The 15,360-nt window shown below is 66.1% G+C and carries 18 protein-coding genes; 11 read left to right on the forward strand and 7 right to left on the reverse strand.

Annotation, left to right across the window (positions count from 1 at the left end):
- The first annotated feature begins 1 nt into the window (after window position 1).
- The 7 genes from M1248_RS01945 to M1248_RS01975 all read left to right on the forward strand — a co-directional run bounded on the left by M1248_RS01945 (window position 2) and on the right by M1248_RS01975 (window position 5,673).
- The gene (locus tag M1248_RS01945; RefSeq protein ID WP_163729712.1) at window positions 2-877 is read left to right on the forward strand and encodes an AAA family ATPase; all 876 of its coding nucleotides are present in this window, start codon (window positions 2-4) and stop codon (window positions 875-877) included.
- A 10-nt stretch (window positions 878-887) separates the two neighbouring features.
- Window positions 888-2,336 carry a vWA domain-containing protein gene (locus M1248_RS01950; protein WP_163729711.1) on the forward strand — a complete coding sequence of 483 codons (1,449 nt, stop codon included), beginning with the start codon at window positions 888-890 and terminating at the stop codon, window positions 2,334-2,336.
- 108 nt (window positions 2,337-2,444) lie between these two features.
- Window positions 2,445-3,065 (forward strand): nicotinate-nucleotide adenylyltransferase, encoded by a 621-nt coding sequence (gene nadD, locus M1248_RS01955; protein ID WP_286201663.1) that lies wholly within the window; start codon window positions 2,445-2,447, stop codon window positions 3,063-3,065.
- Window positions 3,062-3,463 (forward strand): ribosome silencing factor, encoded by a 402-nt coding sequence (gene rsfS, locus M1248_RS01960; RefSeq protein ID WP_163729709.1) that lies wholly within the window; start codon window positions 3,062-3,064, stop codon window positions 3,461-3,463. Before nadD ends, rsfS begins: the two co-directional genes overlap by 4 nt.
- Window positions 3,460-4,128 carry a glucosyl-3-phosphoglycerate phosphatase gene (gene gpgP, locus M1248_RS01965; RefSeq protein WP_163729708.1) on the forward strand — a complete coding sequence of 223 codons (669 nt, stop codon included), beginning with the start codon at window positions 3,460-3,462 and terminating at the stop codon, window positions 4,126-4,128. Before rsfS ends, gpgP begins: the two co-directional genes overlap by 4 nt.
- A complete protein-coding gene (gene octT, locus M1248_RS01970; protein WP_163729707.1) occupies window positions 4,118-4,846 on the forward strand; it encodes a diglucosylglycerate octanoyltransferase in 729 nt (242 codons plus the stop codon). The genes gpgP and octT overlap by 11 nt, the downstream gene beginning before the upstream one ends.
- Window positions 4,837-5,673 (forward strand): DegV family protein, encoded by an 837-nt coding sequence (locus tag M1248_RS01975; RefSeq protein WP_317147400.1) that lies wholly within the window; start codon window positions 4,837-4,839, stop codon window positions 5,671-5,673. Before octT ends, M1248_RS01975 begins: the two co-directional genes overlap by 10 nt.
- Here M1248_RS01975 and M1248_RS01980 read toward each other — a convergent pair.
- Genes M1248_RS01980 through M1248_RS01990 form a run of 3 tightly spaced genes read right to left on the reverse strand, consistent with a single transcriptional unit; the run spans window position 5,670 to window position 8,155 of the window.
- Complete coding sequence (locus M1248_RS01980) at window positions 5,670-6,722, reverse strand: dihydrodipicolinate reductase (RefSeq protein ID WP_163729705.1); 1,053 nt, start codon at window positions 6,720-6,722, stop codon at window positions 5,670-5,672. The genes M1248_RS01975 and M1248_RS01980 overlap by 4 nt on opposite strands.
- 10 nt (window positions 6,723-6,732) lie before the next feature.
- Window positions 6,733-7,539: an SDR family NAD(P)-dependent oxidoreductase gene (locus M1248_RS01985; RefSeq protein WP_163737348.1), complete on the reverse strand. Its 807-nt coding sequence runs from the start codon at window positions 7,537-7,539 to the stop codon at window positions 6,733-6,735.
- Between the two features lie 31 nt (window positions 7,540-7,570).
- The gene (locus M1248_RS01990) at window positions 7,571-8,155 is read right to left on the reverse strand and encodes a PaaI family thioesterase (RefSeq protein WP_163729704.1); all 585 of its coding nucleotides are present in this window, start codon (window positions 8,153-8,155) and stop codon (window positions 7,571-7,573) included.
- A 118-nt stretch (window positions 8,156-8,273) separates the two neighbouring features.
- On the opposite strand from M1248_RS01990, the gene M1248_RS01995 reads away from it, so the two are divergent.
- Complete coding sequence (locus M1248_RS01995; protein WP_232076121.1) at window positions 8,274-8,975, forward strand: PadR family transcriptional regulator; 702 nt, start codon at window positions 8,274-8,276, stop codon at window positions 8,973-8,975.
- Here M1248_RS01995 and M1248_RS02000 read toward each other — a convergent pair whose 3' ends face one another.
- The gene (locus tag M1248_RS02000) at window positions 8,976-10,679 is read right to left on the reverse strand and encodes a 3-ketosteroid-delta-1-dehydrogenase (RefSeq protein ID WP_317147401.1); all 1,704 of its coding nucleotides are present in this window, start codon (window positions 10,677-10,679) and stop codon (window positions 8,976-8,978) included.
- A gap of 100 nt (window positions 10,680-10,779) precedes the next feature.
- Here M1248_RS02000 and M1248_RS02005 point away from each other — a divergent pair, with 100 nt between their 5' ends.
- The 3 genes from M1248_RS02005 to M1248_RS02015 are packed head-to-tail and all read left to right on the forward strand — an operon-like array spanning window position 10,780 to window position 13,037.
- Window positions 10,780-11,928 (forward strand): Rieske 2Fe-2S domain-containing protein, encoded by a 1,149-nt coding sequence (locus M1248_RS02005; RefSeq protein WP_163729702.1) that lies wholly within the window; start codon window positions 10,780-10,782, stop codon window positions 11,926-11,928.
- A 35-nt stretch (window positions 11,929-11,963) separates the two neighbouring features.
- Window positions 11,964-12,215: a ferredoxin gene (locus M1248_RS02010; protein ID WP_174262243.1), complete on the forward strand. Its 252-nt coding sequence runs from the start codon at window positions 11,964-11,966 to the stop codon at window positions 12,213-12,215.
- A gap of 9 nt (window positions 12,216-12,224) precedes the next feature.
- A complete protein-coding gene (locus M1248_RS02015; protein ID WP_317147402.1) occupies window positions 12,225-13,037 on the forward strand; it encodes an SDR family NAD(P)-dependent oxidoreductase in 813 nt (270 codons plus the stop codon).
- Between the two features lie 3 nt (window positions 13,038-13,040).
- On the opposite strand, the gene M1248_RS02020 is transcribed toward M1248_RS02015, so the two are convergent.
- Genes M1248_RS02020 through M1248_RS02030 form a run of 3 tightly spaced genes read right to left on the reverse strand, consistent with a single transcriptional unit; the run spans window position 13,041 to window position 15,355 of the window.
- Window positions 13,041-13,823 carry an SDR family NAD(P)-dependent oxidoreductase gene (locus tag M1248_RS02020; RefSeq protein ID WP_163729699.1) on the reverse strand — a complete coding sequence of 261 codons (783 nt, stop codon included), beginning with the start codon at window positions 13,821-13,823 and terminating at the stop codon, window positions 13,041-13,043.
- An 11-nt stretch (window positions 13,824-13,834) separates the two neighbouring features.
- The gene (locus tag M1248_RS02025) at window positions 13,835-14,266 is read right to left on the reverse strand and encodes a nuclear transport factor 2 family protein (protein WP_163729698.1); all 432 of its coding nucleotides are present in this window, start codon (window positions 14,264-14,266) and stop codon (window positions 13,835-13,837) included.
- Window positions 14,267-14,278: 12 nt separating this feature from the next.
- Window positions 14,279-15,355, reverse strand: coding sequence for a hypothetical protein (locus M1248_RS02030; protein WP_163729697.1), 1,077 nt, complete (start codon window positions 15,353-15,355; stop codon window positions 14,279-14,281).
- Window positions 15,356-15,360 lie beyond the last annotated feature (5 nt).

Raw genomic sequence — 15,360 nt, forward strand, 5'->3', positions numbered from 1 at the left:
AGTGAGCGTCCCCGCGCGCCCAGCACCGTTGTTCGCAGACATCGACGATGTCGGCAAGAAGCTCGCCGAGACGGGCTACCTTCCCGACACCGCAACCGCCACAGCGGTATTCCTTGCCGACCGGCTGGGCAAGCCGTTGTTGGTCGAAGGTCCCGCCGGTGTGGGTAAGACCGAACTGGCCCGCGCGGTCGCGCAGGCGACCGGCTCAGGTCTGGTGCGGCTGCAGTGCTACGAGGGCGTCGACGAGGCCCGCGCGCTGTACGAGTGGAACCACGCCAAGCAGATCCTGCGCATCCAGGCCGGCTCCGGTGACTGGGACCAGACCAAAACCGATGTGTTCAGCGAAGAGTTCCTGCTGACGCGTCCGCTACTGACCGCGATCCGACGCACCGAGCCGACGGTGCTGCTAATCGACGAGACGGACAAGGCGGACATCGAGATCGAGGGCCTGCTGCTGGAGGTGCTCAGCGACTTCGCGGTGACGGTGCCCGAACTGGGCACCATCGTCGCCGAGCGCAAACCGTTCGTCGTGCTGACCTCCAATGCCACTCGTGAACTGTCAGAGGCGCTCAAGCGCCGGTGTCTGTTCCTGCACATCGACTTTCCCGATGCCGAGCTGGAACGGCGCATCCTGTTGTCCCGCGTGCCCGAACTGCCCGAACACCTCGCCGAGGAACTGGTCCGCATCATCGGCGTGCTGCGCGGTATGCAGCTCAAGAAGCTCCCCTCGGTGGCCGAGACCATCGACTGGGCCCGCACCTTGCTGGCACTGGGGCTGGACACGATCAGCGATGCGACCATCGCGGCGACTCTCGGAGTGGTGCTCAAACACCAGTCCGATCAGATCAAAGCCTCCGGCGAGCTACGCCTGAACTAGGAGAGAACTGATGGCAGTCCGCCGAACCCGCCCACCGCAGCCGTTGGCGCCGCACGGAATACCCGGCCACCTGGTCGAGTTCGTGGAAGCGCTGCGCGGGCAGGGGATTTCGGTGGGTCCGTCGGAAACCGTCGATGCCGGGCGGGTGATGTCGGTACTGGGGCTGCAGAGCCGGGAACAGCTGCGCGAGGGACTTGCATGCGCGGTGCTGCGCCGCCCCGATCACCGCGAGACCTACGACGCGATGTTCGATCTGTGGTTTCCCGCGGCGCTGGGCGCGAAGACCGTCTTCGTCGACGATGACGACGAAACGGGCGGCGAGCCCGAGGGATTGCCGCCCGAGGATGTCGACGCCATGCGGCAGGCGCTGTTGGACCTATTGGAAGCCAACGAGGATCTGGCCAATCTGGACGAGCGGCTCCAGCGGATGATCGCCCAGATCGTCGAGGCGCACGGGCGGTACAACTCCAGCCGCGGCCCGTCTTATTCGTCCTATCAGGCGCTCAAGGCCATGAACCTCGACGACCTGGAAGGCCGGCTGCTGGCCGGCCTGCTCGCCCCCTACGGCGACGAACCGACGCCAACCCAGGAGCAGATCGCCAAAGCGATGGCGGCGCAACGCATCAATCAACTGCGTCGAATGGTCGAGGCGGAAACGAAACGTCGCACCGCTGAACAGCTGGGCCGCGACCACGTGCAGATGTACGGCGTGCCGCAGCTCGCGGAGAACGTCGAGTTCCTGCGTGCCTCAGGCGAACAGCTGCGTCAGATGCAACGCGTCGTGAAGCCGCTGGCGCGTACGCTGGCGACCCGGCTGGCCGCCCGGCGGCGCCGGGCGCGACAGGGTGAGATCGATCTGCGCAAAACACTGCGCAAATCGATGTCCACCGGCGGCGTGCCGATCGACGTGGTGCTCAAGAAGCCGCATCCGGCGCGGCCCGAACTGGTGGTGCTGTGCGACGTATCCGGGTCGGTTGCCGGTTTCAGTCATTTCACGTTGATGCTCGTGCACGCGCTGCGCCAGCAGTTCTCCCGGGTTCGGGTCTTCGCGTTCATCGACACCACCGACGAGGTGACCGAGTTGTTCGGGCCGGACGCCGACCTGGCGGTCGCTGTGCAGCGGATCACCCGCGAAGCCGGGGTGTACACCCGCGACGGCCACTCCGACTACGGGCACGCGTTCGCCTCGTTCATGAACACCTGGCCGAATGTGCTGTCGCCGCGCAGCTCCCTGCTGGTGCTCGGCGACGGGCGCAACAACTATCGCAACCCCGAGATCGAGCTGCTGGCGCACATGGTCAACTCCAGCCGGCACGCGCACTGGCTCAACCCCGAGCCGCGGCACCTATGGGGCAGCGGCGACTCGGCGGTGCCGCGCTATCAGGACGTCATCACGATGCACGAATGTCGGTCCGCCAAGCAGCTCGCCTCGGTCATCGATGCGCTGCTGCCGGTCTAGGGTCGGCGCGAACGTGGGTTACCCGCACACTTTGTCGGCCGAAACCGTGCGTCAAGCCCACGCTCGACGCGGGAAGTAAGCTGGTCAATCGTGGTTTCGCGACGCAGGCTGGGCGTGATGGGTGGGACGTTCGATCCCATCCACAACGGCCACCTGGTCGCAGCAAGCGAGGTCACCGACTTGTTCGAGCTCGATGAGGTGGTTTTCGTCCCGACCGGTCAGCCGTGGCAGAAGCATCACCGCCACGTCACCGCCGCCGAGGACCGCTATTTGATGACCGTCATCGCCACCGCGTCGAACCCGAGGTTCTCGGTCAGCCGCGTCGACATCGACCGCGGCGGTCCGACCTACACCAAGGACACCCTGCGCGACCTGCGTGCGCTCAACCCGGACGCGGACCTGTACTTCATCACCGGAGCCGACGCGCTGGCGTCGATTCTGTCCTGGCAGAACTGGGAGGAGATGTTCTCCATCGCCAAATTCGTCGGAGTCAGCCGGCCCGGTTACGAGCTCGACGGTCAGCACATCAAGGCGGCCATGGCCGAGCTGCCGCCTGAAGCGCTGAGCCTCGTGGAGGTTCCCGCGCTGGCGATCTCGTCGACCGACTGCCGTAGGCGCGCCGAAAAGGGCAGGCCCATCTGGTATCTGGTGCCCGACGGTGTGGTGCAGTACGTGGCCAAACGCAAGCTGTACGAGGCCAATTCGTTGGCGGAGGAGTCCCCCCGATGAGCGCATCCCAAGAGGCGATCGACATGGCGACGGTGGCCGCGCGGGCGGCGTCGTCCAAGCTCGCCGAGGACGTCACCGTGATCGACGTTTCGGGGCAGCTGGTCATCACCGACTGCTTCGTCATCGCGTCGGCGTCCAACGAGCGGCAGGTCAACGCGATCGTCGACGAGGTCGAGGAGAAGATGCGGCTGGCGGGGCACAAGCCGGCCCGGCGGGAAGGCGGCCGCGAGGGACGGTGGACGCTGCTCGATTTCGTCGACATCGTTGTGCACATCCAGCATCAGGACGAGCGCGATTTCTATGCCCTCGATCGGCTGTGGCGTGACTGCCCCGTCATCGCGGTGGATCTGGAATCCGATGAGCCGCTTGCGCGAAGAGCGGAGGAATCCGACTCGTGAGGATCCGCCGACTGGTCATGCTGCGTCACGGGCAGACCGAGTACAACGCGGGCAGCCGCATGCAGGGCCAACTGGACACCGAACTGTCCGATCTGGGCCGGGATCAGGCCGTTGCCGCGGCCGAGGTGCTGGCCAAGCGGCAGCCGTTGCTCATCGTGTCCTCTGACCTGCGACGGGCGCTGGACACCGCGGTCAGCCTGGGGGAGCGCGCCGGAATGCCAGTGCAATTGGACACCCGGCTTCGCGAGACGCACCTCGGCGACTGGCAGGGGTTGACGCATCTCGAGGTCGACGCCCAGGCGCCGGGCGCCCGGCTGGCGTGGCGCGAAGACGCCCGCTGGGCACCGCATGGCGGAGAGAGCCGGGTCGACGTGGCCGCGCGCAGCATGCCGCTGGTGAACGAGCTGCTCGCCGAGCATGCGGATTGGGGTGTCGACGATCCGGAACGGCCGGTGGTGCTCGTCGCTCACGGCGGGCTGATCGCCGCGCTGACCGCTGGATTGCTCGGTTTGCCCGTCGACAATTGGCCGATCCTCGGCGGCATGGGCAACTGCAGCTGGGTGCAGTTGTCCGCGCACAGCGACGTCGACGCCGCGCCAACGGACATTCGCTGGCGGCTCGACGTGTGGAACGCCTCGGCGCAGGTTGCCAACGATGTCCTCTGATCCCGTCCGCCCGACGCTGCTGCTGTTCTGCGACTCGCTGTCGTACTACGGCCCGACCGGCGGGCTGCCGTCCGACGACCCACGTATATGGCCTAATATCGTTGCTGCACAGCTTGATTGGGATGTCGAGCTCATCGGCCGGATCGGCTGGACCTGCCGCGACGTGTGGTGGGCCGCCACCCAGGACCCGCGGGCCTGGGCGGCGCTGCCGCGTGCGGGTGCGGTGGTGTTCGCGACATGTGGGATGGATTCGCTGCCGTCGCCGCTGCCCACCGCGCTGCGCGAGCTGATCCGGTACATCCGTCCGGCGTGGCTGCGGCGCTGGGCGCGCGATGGGTACGGCTGGCTTCAGCCGCGCCTCTCGCCGGTGTCCCGTGCGGCGCTGCCGCCCCACGTGTCAGTCGAATACCTCGAGATGACGCGTGGCGCCATCGATTTCAACCGTCCCGGAATCCCGGTGGTGGCGTCGTTGCCTTCGGTGCACATCGCCGAGACCTACGGAAAGGCGCACCACGGCCGCGAAGGCACGGTGAAGGCGATCACCGCATGGGCGGCCGAACACGGCATTCCCCTCGTCGACCTGAAGGCCGCCGTCGGCGACGAGGTCATGAGCGGCCGGGGGAATCCAGATGGCATCCATTGGAATTTCGAAGCGCACCAGGCCGTGGCCGACCTGATGCTCAAGGCGCTCGCGGAGGCCGGCGTGGCATGTCCGTGATCGTCGTGACGGACTCGTCGTCCCGTCTGACGGCAGATGAGCTGAAGCAGAACAACATCCGTCAGGTGCCGCTGCATGTCCTGGTGGACGGCGCCGATCTCCGTGACGGTGTCGACGACGTGCCCAACGACATTCACGACCGCCCGCGCGCGACGACCTCGGGGGCATCGCCGGCGGCGCTGACCGAGACGTACCGGCAGGCGCTGGCCGACAGCAACGGCGACGGTGTCGTCGCAGTCCACCTCTCCGCCGCGCTGTCGAGCACCTTCAGCACGGCGGTGCAGGCGGCCCGCGAGTTCGGCCCCTCGGTCCGCGTGGTCAATTCACGATCGGCGGCGATGGGGGTCGGGTTTGTCGCGTGCGCCGCGGCAGACGCGGCAGCTGCCGGCGAGGATTTGGAAGCCGTTGAGGCGGAAGCCCGTTCGGCGGTGCCGCGCACTCACGCGTTCATCGTTGTGCACCGACTGGACAACTTGCGGCGCAGCGGGCGGATCGGCACGGCGGCGTCGTGGCTGGGCACGGCGCTGTCGCTCAAGCCGCTGCTGTGTCTGGATGTGGACGGTCGACTCGTGCTGGATCAGCGGGTGCGCACGCTCACCAAGGCGCACACCGCCATGGTCGAGCGGGTCGCGGAGATCGTCGGCGAGGGCGGCGCGAGGATCGCCGTCCACCACGTCGACAATCACGATGGCGCAGACGAAATGGGCGCCGCGCTGACCGCGCGCTTACCGCAGATCGACTCGCTCACCGTCACCGACATGGGCCCGGTGTTGGCGATTCACCTCGGCGCCGGCGCCATCGGCGTCGTCGTCCAGACCGCCGATTAGCGGGCCACCCGGCCGGTGACCGGCGGGAGGTCCTTGAGCGTGACGATGCCTGGTGCGGCCGCGACGACTGCGGGCACGGCGTTGGTGACCGGCATCGCCGTGTAGATCATGCCGAGGCCCATGAATCCGGGCTCGGTCCAGTCCTTGGGCGGCAGGCAGTGCAGCACCGTGCGCATGTTCGGCAGGCCGAACACTTGGATGACGTGACCGTGTTCGAGCGGCTTGGGCGGGGTGACGTGGCTGCCCATGATCCAGTTGAATCCGACGCTGACGACGTTCTTGTCGCCCACCCAGCCGCGGTGATAGCCCATGACACCGCCGACGGTGCCCGAGGGGATCTGCATGAATCCCAGATCGCTGTCGCCGGTCGCGGGCGTGAACGTCACGTCGAACGTCATTCTGTCGAGCTTGGCGCCGATGGCGTCGGCCATCATCGCGGCGGATTCGGCGAACACCTCGCTCTCGCGTCGCACGCTCTCGGCCAGACCCGGGGTGTCGGGGTCCTGCGAGAAGCCCATCGCCGTCTGCGTTCCCGCCGACTCGTACGTCGAGCAGTCGACCGATTCGGTGATCCGGATTTCGTCGACCCGCTCGCACGAGCCTGACAGCACCATGCCCACCATGTTCGTCATGCCCGGGTGGGCGCCATTGCCGAAGATCGTGGAATTGCCTTTCTCGCAAGCTTTCCGGATGCGCGTCAGATCCTCGGGTGTCTGCTTGCCGCCGGTGATCCAGGCGGCGCTGGTGCACACGTTCACGCCGGCTTCGAGCAGTGCGACGAGTTCATCGATGCTGGGCCACAGCGGGTTGTAACAACAGGCGTCGGGTGCCAACGCGATGAGCTCCGCGATGTCGTTGGTGGCCTTGATGCCGGTGGGTTCGGGCCAGCCCGACAGCTCGGCCGCGTCGACTCCCACCTTGTCCGCGCCGTGGGCGTAAACGCCGACGAGTTCCATGTCATCGCGGCCGATGATCGCGTGCAGCGATCGTCGGCCGATGTTGCCCGTGGTCCACTGAATCACACGGAGGGGCCGCTCGGGGGTCGTCATTGAAAGCACGTTACATGTGGGTTCCGCCGTCGACTCGCACCTCGGTCCCCGTCACGAAATAGGCATCCGAGGAGGCGAGCATCGCCACCACAGCGGCGACGGCGTCCGGCCTGGCGAACATGCCGCCGCCGTCCACCGGGAGGGTCGGCATGATCTTGCCGAACAGCGAGAAGTCGGCGTCGGCTGGCAGTCCGGGACCGACGCTCTGTTTGGATTCGCCGGTGCCGTCGGTCATTCCGGACGAGATCGAGCCGGGCTGAACCGAGTTGAACCTGATCCGCTCCTTCGCGAACTCCAGCGCGAGCGTGTGGGTCATCGCTTGAACCCCGCCCTTCGACGCTGCGTAGGCGGACATGTAGGGGTGCGCGAAGGCCGCGGAGGTGGAACTGAAGTTGACGACGGCAGGGTCGGTGCCGTTGCGCAACGCGGGGATGGCCTCTCGCGTCATCAGGAACGTGCCGATCAGATTGATCCGCAGCACCTGTTCGAAATCGGCAAGCGTGGTTTCGAGAAAATGCACCGACCGCAATATCCCCGCCGCGTTCACCAGCGCGTCGAGACCTCCGAGCGCTTCGACGGCCTGGGCCACGCCCTGCTTCACAGACTCCTCACTGGAGACGTCGAGGACCACCGCCGTCAGCCGGTCGCGGTGCGGTTCGGCCTTGGCGACGGTGTCCTTCAAACCGGACTCGCTCACGTCCGCCGCCGCCACCCGGCCGCCTTCGTCCAGGATCCGCAGCACGGTCGCCTGACCGATCCCGGAGCCGCCACCGGTGATCAGGACTCGACGATCGTTGTATCGCTGAAGAGGTGCCATAGGCAGATACTGCTGGGTCGGACCAGAATTGTCAGCCATCTGCCCGACCTCGCTTCGGATGGATGAACACGCCCTCCGCCTCGACGGTGATCCCACCGGGGCCGGCGATGTGGCCGACGGCAAACGTTTTCGCACCCTCGATGCGCTCGACATGCGCCTGGGCGCGCAGCGGCCGCCCCAGGGGGGTGCCGCGGAGGTAGCGCAGCGTCAGCGTGCCGGTGACGGCGGGCTTACCCGGCTGGTGCGCGGTGGCGCCGAGGACGTGGTCGAGGATCATCGCGCACACACCGCCGTGGACATGACCCGGCGGCCCCTCGTAGGCGGCGCCGAGAATGAAGTCCGTGTGCACCACGCCGTCCGTGCCGTGATGAACAGCCAGGGGAGGCGCGACGGGATTGCGGATCCCGATGACGACGTTGCCCCACGCGATCGGGTGACCGTCCGGTCCGGTTTGCACACCGAACGATCCCGGTAGGAGTGATTCGCTCAGATGCGCCGTGGCCGCCTCGATCCTTTCGGTTGCGGCTGCGATGGCGGTCGAGTCGACTTCCGTGCGGATGGTGGCGTCGATCAGACGGCGCACAGCCGCGGTCAGCAGTTCGTGAGTTTCTGTCATCGCCTTCCCAAGTCGCGGTGCACGCAACTTTCAGCCTTGAGGAGTCCGACCGCAACCAGGTCTCCCGCCCAGTGGTCAGTTCGCGTTCGAGTGTGACCTGGGTTGTTAGTCTGAGCTGGTGAAAGACAGCGACCAGCAGGGGAAGCCGAACCTTGCGGCGACCAGCTGGGCGCTATTGGGCATGCTGTCGTACGAGTACGAGCTGTCGGGATATGACATCCGGAAGTGGATCGATTGGAGTATGCGGTTCTTTTACGGAAGCCCTGCGTACAGCCAGATCTACTCCGAACTCAAGAAGCTCGAGCAACTCGGCTTCGTGACATCGCGTGTCGATAGCGACGGCAGCCCTCGCAGTCGCAGGCTGTACAAGATCACTGAAGAGGGCATGGAGGCGGTGACCCGGTGGGCAAACGACGCTCCGCTCGATCCGCCGGTGCTCAAGCACAGTCCTCTGCTGCGGGTGACGCTGGGGCACCTCACCAACCCCGCCAGGCTGCGCGAGATCCTGCAAGAACACCTGGCTTACGCCGACGAGATGCATCGCAGCGCGGCCAAGGACGCCAAATGGGCGGGAGCCGACACGACATGGGCCTATGCGCGAGTAGCGCTGAACTGGGCCGAGCGGTACTACGCCAACGAGCGCGAGCTGACCCTGAAGATGATCAAGGAGCTCGACGAGGCCGAGGCCGAGTTCCCGCGTGTCGGTGACGGTGGACGAACGAAAGTCCCTTGGCCTGCACCGGAATACTGGTACGAGATCGAGAAGAAAGCCGAGGCCGACGACGGAGCCGCCCCGGCGGCGACATCAGACCACGCGTGATCACGTCGCGGCGGCGTCGCGGGCGGCAATGTATCCGTACACCAGACCCTGCGCGATCGTCGCGCCCGCACCGGGGTAGGTGGCGCCGAACGCGTTCGCGGCGGTGTTGCCGATCGCATACAGCCCCGCGATGGCGGTGCCGTCTTCGCGCAGCACCCGGGCGCGCTCGTCGGCGCGCAGGCCGCCGCACGTACCGAGGTCGCTGAGCGCCATCTTGACCGCATAGAACGGGCCGTGGTCGAGCGGGCGCAGATTCGGGTTCGGAGTGATCGTGGGGTCGCCGTAGTAGCGGTCATACGCGCTGCGTCCGCGACCGAAGTCGGAATCGTGTCCAGCGCGCGACATCTCGTTGAATCGGCCGACGGTGGCGACGAACTCCGCCTCGGGCACCTTCATCATGCGCGCGAGTTCGGCCAGATCGTCGGAGCGGTGGGCAATCCCCGCGTCGTACCACGACTGCGGCAGACTCATTCGCGGAAAGCGGTCCGCGGCAAAGACATAGCTGTTGCGGTACTGCTGATCGAAAACGATCCACATGGACTCGACGGGGTTACCGGCACGCTCCCTTTCGAGCACGCACTGGCCGAACGACATGTAATCGGACGACTCATTGGTGAACCGCCGGCCCGTCTGGTCGACGATCAGCGAGCCCGGCAGGGATCGTTCGGCGAGCATGACCAGCGGATCGCCCCCCGGCACCGGTGCCACCGCAGGGAACCACCACGCCTGATCCATCAGATCGATTGCGGCACCAGCATCTTGAGCGATGCGGATCGCATCACCGGTGTTGGTCTCGGCACCCAGGCTGGTGTGCTCGCCGAGTGATTCGGACTGGAACTTCCACCGCATGTCCATGTTGTGGTCGAAGCCGCCCGCGGCCAACACGACGCCGCGCCGTGCTTGGATGGTGACCTCGCGTCCGTTGTGGGTGACGACGGCTCCGGTGACCCGGTCGCCGTCGGTGATCAGCCGCACCAGCGTGGTCTGCGTCCACACACCGATGCCCGCGCGCAGGACGCCTGCGAACAAGCCTGCGGCCAGCGCCTGTCCGCCTGCGGTGTACCGTCGTCCGAGCATCAGGCCGCCGATGCCCTGAGCCAGTCGTTTGGCGATGAGCGGCAGGCCTTTTCGAGGTACCCGGACCATCAGGTTCATCCAGCGATAGTCCGCACTCGTGGTCGGCATCGGGATCGTCGGCTCCATCAACCCCGGGCGCAGCAACGAGCGGTACCGGCCGAGAAGCGAGGTGTTGAACGGTCTGCACTCACACGTCCGCCCGTCGGCACTTCCCCCGGGTTGCTCGGGGTGGTAGTCGGAGTAGTCGCGTGCCCACGTGAACCGCATGGGCGTGGTGCGGCGCAGCATCTGGACTGTCGCCGCGAGGTGGGTGACGAACTCCGCTGACCGTTGCGGCGGAGCGGTGCCGGCGACGACCGAGTCCAGGTAGGTCCGTGCCTTCTGCGCGGTGTCCCCGGCTCCGTTCTCCTCGAGCACCGGGCTCGCGGGAATCCACAGGGCCCCGCCGGACCTCGCGGTGGAACCGCCGACGTATGGCGATTTCTCGACGATCAGCACGTTGAGTCCGTGCTCGGCGGCCGCCAGCGCGGCGGCCATGCCGGTGCCCGATCCCACCACGAGCAGGTCGACGGACGTATCGCGCAGGGGCTTCCCGGCGGGAACGGTGGTGGGCGCAGCAGTCGTCACGGCTTCGACAGTAGGTCGGGGCGGTCACTGTCGCGGAGGATCTTCCCTCCCAGCGGGACGATTCGCGCCACGAGCCGCGCCGCGGGCGTACAACGAGGGCATGACGTTGCAGCCAGGGACCGCAGAAACCGACGAGATTCGGCAGATCGAAGCCGCAGCAGCGCCGACCCGATTTGCCCGCGGATGGCACTGCCTGGGTCTGATCAGGGACTTCGGCGACGGCGAGCCACACTCGGTGAGCGCGTTCGGCCAGAAGCTGGTGGTGTTCCGCAGCGGCGACGGCAAGATCAACGTGCTCGACGGCTACTGCCGTCACATGGGCGGGGATCTGAGTCAGGGCACCGTGAAGGGCGACGAGATCGCCTGCCCGTTTCACGACTGGCGATGGGGCGGCGACGGCCGATGCAAGAAGGTGCCCTACAGCAAGCGGACGCCGAGGCTGGCCCGCACCGCGACGTGGACCACCCTGGAACAGGACGGCATGCTGTTCGTCTGGAACGACCCCGAGCGCAACCCGCCGCCGCCGGAAGTCGCCATACCCCGGATCGAGGGTGCGGCGAGCGACGACTGGACCGACTGGCATTGGTACACCACCGTCGTTCACACCAACTGCCGCGAGATCATCGACAACGTCGTGGACATGGCGCACTTCTTCTACATCCACGGCTCGATGCCGACGCAGTTCAAGAACATTTTTGAAGGACACCTCGCGACGCAGTACATGAACAGCGGCTCTCGCGGGGACATACCGGATCCGGAAGGCCAGCCACGACTGCTCGGCACGACCTCAGTGGCGTCGTACTACGGCCCCTCGTTCATGATCGACGACCTGACCTACCACTTCGAGAACGACGACCAGAAGACGATTCTCATCAACTGCCATTACCCGATCGATGCCAATTCCTTTGTGCTGCAGTACGGAATCATCGTTAAGAAGTCGGCTCACTTGCCCGAGGAAGCGGCAATGCAGGCCGCCATCGCGCTTGGCGACTGGGTCAAGGTCGGCTTCGAGCAGGACGTGCAGATCTGGAAGAACAAGGTGCGCATCGACAACCCGTTGCTGTGCGAGGAGGACGGGCCGGTGTACCAGTTGCGCCGGTGGTACGAGCAGTTCTACGTCGACCTCGCCGACGTAGAACCCGACATGGTAAACCGGTTCGAGTACGAGATCGATGTCACGCGCCCACGCGAAGCCTGGCAGCAGGAAGTCGAGGCGAACATCGCCGAGCGTTCGGGCGCGACAGGGTGACCCTTCGGGCCGACAACCGGCTCGCCGACGTGCCGATGGTGCCCGTGGCGTGCCGGACATGCGGTGCGGAAGTACTGGCCCGCAAGAGCAGTTGGGAGCAGACGAGCGTGCAGTGGGACGCCGACGCGATGGCTCGCTGCCCGCAGCGGCGTAATGCCGCGCTACTGGATACTCCTGGCCGGCCCACGCTGTTCTTGTCCTGCTCCGAGCTGACGGAATCGATCCACGACGCGGTGGCCGCGCGCCGATTGCCCATAGTCGATGAGACGGTGCGCGCCGCACCGTAATCTCGTCTCGTGAGCGGTCACATCGATTCACCGGTGGGGGTCGTGACCGGTGCCAGTCGCGGCGCCGGCCGTGGCATCGCTTCCGCGCTGATAGCTGACGGTTGGCGGGTCTATCTGACCGGCAGGACCGTGACTGATCCTGGCGACGGCGGCATCGCCGTGAGTGTCGACCACCGCGACGACGATGCGGTTGCCGCATTGTTCAAGCGGGTCGACGACGAAAACGGCGGGTTGGATCTGTTGGTGAACAACGCCGCGGCCATTCACGACGATCTGGTCAGCCCAAAGCCGTTCTGGGAGAAGCCACTCGAGCTGGGTGACGTGCTCGACGTCGGGTTGCGGTCGGCGTATGTGGCGTCCTGGTATGCCGCGCCGCTGTTGGTGCGGCGGGACCGAGCTTTGATCGCGTTCACGTCGTCGCCGGGATCGGTGTGCTACATGCACGGCCCGGCGTACGGCGCCCAGAAAGCGGGCGTGGACAAGATGGCCGCCGACATGGCGGTCGACTTCCGTGGTACCGGTGTGGCCACGGTGTCGATCTGGATGGGCATTCTGCTCACCGAGCGCTTCCGCAGTGCGTTCGCCGGACATCCGGACGCGCTGGCCAAGACGGCGGAGCATGCCGAAACCCCGGAGTTCACCGGCCATGTGATCGACGCGCTGTATCGCGATCCCGATCTCGCCGAGCTGTCCGGCCACACCGTCATCGGCGCCGAGATGGCGCAGCGCTACGGCATCATCGACGAGGACGGCAGGCAGCCGCCCTCGCACCGCGACATGATGGGCGCACCGCGCGAGCCCAGCTCGGTGGTGGTGCGCTGAGCGTCAGGCGTGCGCGCCGCCGTCGACGCGGATCTCGGTGCCGGTGATGAACGCTCCGTCGTCGGAGGCGACCATCGCGATCACGGCCGCGACGGCGCTGGGGTCGCCGAGGATTTCGTTCTCCTTGCCGTGCAGCAGCGGAGTCTGCTTGGCCCACAGTGCCAAGTCGTATCCCTCGGGCATCTTGTCGAGGGTGCTGTTGGCCAACGCCGTCGACACCCCACCCGGCTGGATGTTGACCGCTCGAAGCCCCTGTTTCGAGTATTCCAGCGCCAGTGCGTGGGTGAATGCCAGCACGCCGCCCTTGCTCGCGGCGTACGCGGCCATGTATGGATGCGCGAAAGTGGCTGCGGTGGAGGTGAAGTTGACCACCACGCCGCGACCGGAGTCGATGAGCGCGGGAAGCGAAGCGCGCGTCATCAGGAACGTGCCCGTCAGGTTGATCGCCAGTGTGGTGTTCCAGTCGTGCAGCGTGTGTTCGTGGGTGTGGGCACAGAGCTGAATGGCCGCGGCATTGACGAGCACATCCAGCCCGTCGAGGGTGTTGACAGCGGCAGCGACCTCGCTGCCAACCGCAACCTCGTCGGAGATGTCCAGGACGGCGGTCGTCAATCGCTTCGCCGTGCCCGCGTCCTCGGCAGCAGCCGTTGTCCTCGCGAGCCCTTCGGCGGCGACGTCGATCGCGACGACTGTGCCGCCCTCCTCGAGGAGACGGGCGACGGTGGCCTGCCCGATACCCGAGCCGGCACCGGTGATGACGATCCGGCGGTCATCGAACCTCTGCATGATCGCTCCTTTCAAGCCGGCCGCAGGACGTTGATATCGCCCATGGCGATCTGGACATCGAAGTGACGGTGGATGATTCGCCATCCGTCGGCTGTACGCAGATGTCGATCCCGGTAGACGCCGATCGCTTCATACGGGGTCAGCTGCGCGCGGTCCCCGGCCCCGACGTGTAACACCCGCGCCTTGGTCACCGAGCGCGCCTCATCGCCGTCGATCGCAATCTGATAGTTGCCGAGAAGATGCTGCGACGGCCCGCAGCCGTCGAGAAAACTGCGGATCGATTCGACGATGGCCGCTCGCCCAGTGAGCGTGGCAGCGTAGTTTCCTACCGCTTCCGGGTGAAATACGTCATTCAGGCCCAACCAGTCTCGCGTGTCCAGACACGTCGCGTATCTGTTGAGAACATCGATGATCGCTTGGCGCTCGACGCACTCGCATTCCATCGCCCGCAATCCTCAGGTCAGCTGGAAGGCGCTGATCGGTGCCTCATCCGGGTATACCGCCGGGCCGCCGAGGTCGTAGGCCGCGTTGAGCGCGCCGATGAATTCCGGATCGTGCAGCGGCTCGCTCGGCACATCGAGTCTGATGCCTTTGCGACTGAGATCGTCGACCATCATGTCGATGGCCTTGTCGGCGGTGAGATCGTCCGAGCCGTCCATGTTCTTCTTCAGTTCGTCGAAGTCGGAGAACACTTCGGCCGACCAGTGCACCAGGAAGCGCAGATCGTCGGTGTGGTGCCGGGCGATCACGTCCTCGCCGTTCTTGAGCAGCCAGTGGTCGCGATCGCTCGGGTCGCCGGTGAACAGCGTGTCGAAGGCGAGCCCGGCCGGAGTCTGCTGTTCGAGGGGACCATTCGCCTCGCCGCGGTGCACCATCATCTCGTTCTGGACCACCACACCCCGGTTGAACACCGGAGGCAGCAGTCGCTGCGGTGCCTTCAGTGGGCCGTCAGGCCAGTAGGTGAAGCCGCTTCCTTCGTCGAGCGAGAACCACGTGATCACCTGAGCCATCTTGATCAGGTAGTCCTGGAACAGGCCGGACTTGCCCATCACACTGCACAGCCATGTCGGCGCATTCTCGTGACGGACGCCGCGAAAGCTCGGGGAGTCAAGGTGGCCGGGGTCGCGGTTGGCGCACGGGCCGTTGATGTTGAACAGCATCAACTCGGGCTTGGCGTAGTCGGCGTTCCAGTAGCTCTTTGCAAGTTCGACGAATCGCTGGTTGTAGAAGCAGTCGTGCAGTTCGGGATAGAGGACCGTGCCGTAGTTGGCGAGGTAGCCGCGAAAGGTCGGTGTCAGGAACAAGTCGAGCGACGGTTCGAAACCCTCGGGGAATGCGCCGCTCATCGTCGCCATCAACTCTTCTGCGGAGGCGAAGTGCTGGGCAATGATCAGCTTCCATGGCCCCTGCGTGCGGACGACGTCGAGTAGTCGCTCCTTCTGGTCGGCCGTGTAGACATTGTCGATCTCCCGTGGCGGCGCGGCGGGACGCAGCACATCGGAAAGCTCCATTCGCCGCTCGTCCGTGAGCATGTCAT

This window comes from Mycobacterium sp. 29Ha (assembly GCF_032883055.1).
GTDB classification, from domain to species: Bacteria; Actinomycetota; Actinomycetes; order Mycobacteriales; family Mycobacteriaceae; genus Mycobacterium; species Mycobacterium gallinarum.

What these genes read in the sequence shown, in the direction of transcription:
- M1248_RS01950 (WP_163729711.1), top strand. Translation starts at nt 888, where the DNA reads ATGGCAGTCCGCCGAACCCGCCCACCGCAGCCGTTGGCGCCGCACGGA.
- rsfS (WP_163729709.1), top strand. Translation starts at nt 3,062, where the DNA reads ATGAGCGCATCCCAAGAGGCGATCGACATGGCGACGGTGGCCGCGCGG.
- octT (WP_163729707.1), top strand. Translation starts at nt 4,118, where the DNA reads ATGTCCTCTGATCCCGTCCGCCCGACGCTGCTGCTGTTCTGCGACTCG.
- M1248_RS01975 (WP_317147400.1), top strand. Translation starts at nt 4,837, where the DNA reads ATGTCCGTGATCGTCGTGACGGACTCGTCGTCCCGTCTGACGGCAGAT.
- M1248_RS01980 (WP_163729705.1), bottom strand. Translation starts at nt 6,722, where the DNA reads ATGACGACCCCCGAGCGGCCCCTCCGTGTGATTCAGTGGACCACGGGC.
- M1248_RS01985 (WP_163737348.1), bottom strand. Translation starts at nt 7,539, where the DNA reads ATGGCACCTCTTCAGCGATACAACGATCGTCGAGTCCTGATCACCGGT.
- M1248_RS01990 (WP_163729704.1), bottom strand. Translation starts at nt 8,155, where the DNA reads ATGACAGAAACTCACGAACTGCTGACCGCGGCTGTGCGCCGTCTGATC.
- M1248_RS02005 (WP_163729702.1), top strand. Translation starts at nt 10,780, where the DNA reads ATGACGTTGCAGCCAGGGACCGCAGAAACCGACGAGATTCGGCAGATC.
- M1248_RS02010 (WP_174262243.1), top strand. Translation starts at nt 11,964, where the DNA reads ATGGTGCCCGTGGCGTGCCGGACATGCGGTGCGGAAGTACTGGCCCGC.
- M1248_RS02020 (WP_163729699.1), bottom strand. Translation starts at nt 13,823, where the DNA reads ATGCAGAGGTTCGATGACCGCCGGATCGTCATCACCGGTGCCGGCTCG.
- M1248_RS02025 (WP_163729698.1), bottom strand. Translation starts at nt 14,266, where the DNA reads ATGGAATGCGAGTGCGTCGAGCGCCAAGCGATCATCGATGTTCTCAAC.
- M1248_RS02030 (WP_163729697.1), bottom strand. Translation starts at nt 15,355, where the DNA reads ATGCTCACGGACGAGCGGCGAATGGAGCTTTCCGATGTGCTGCGTCCC.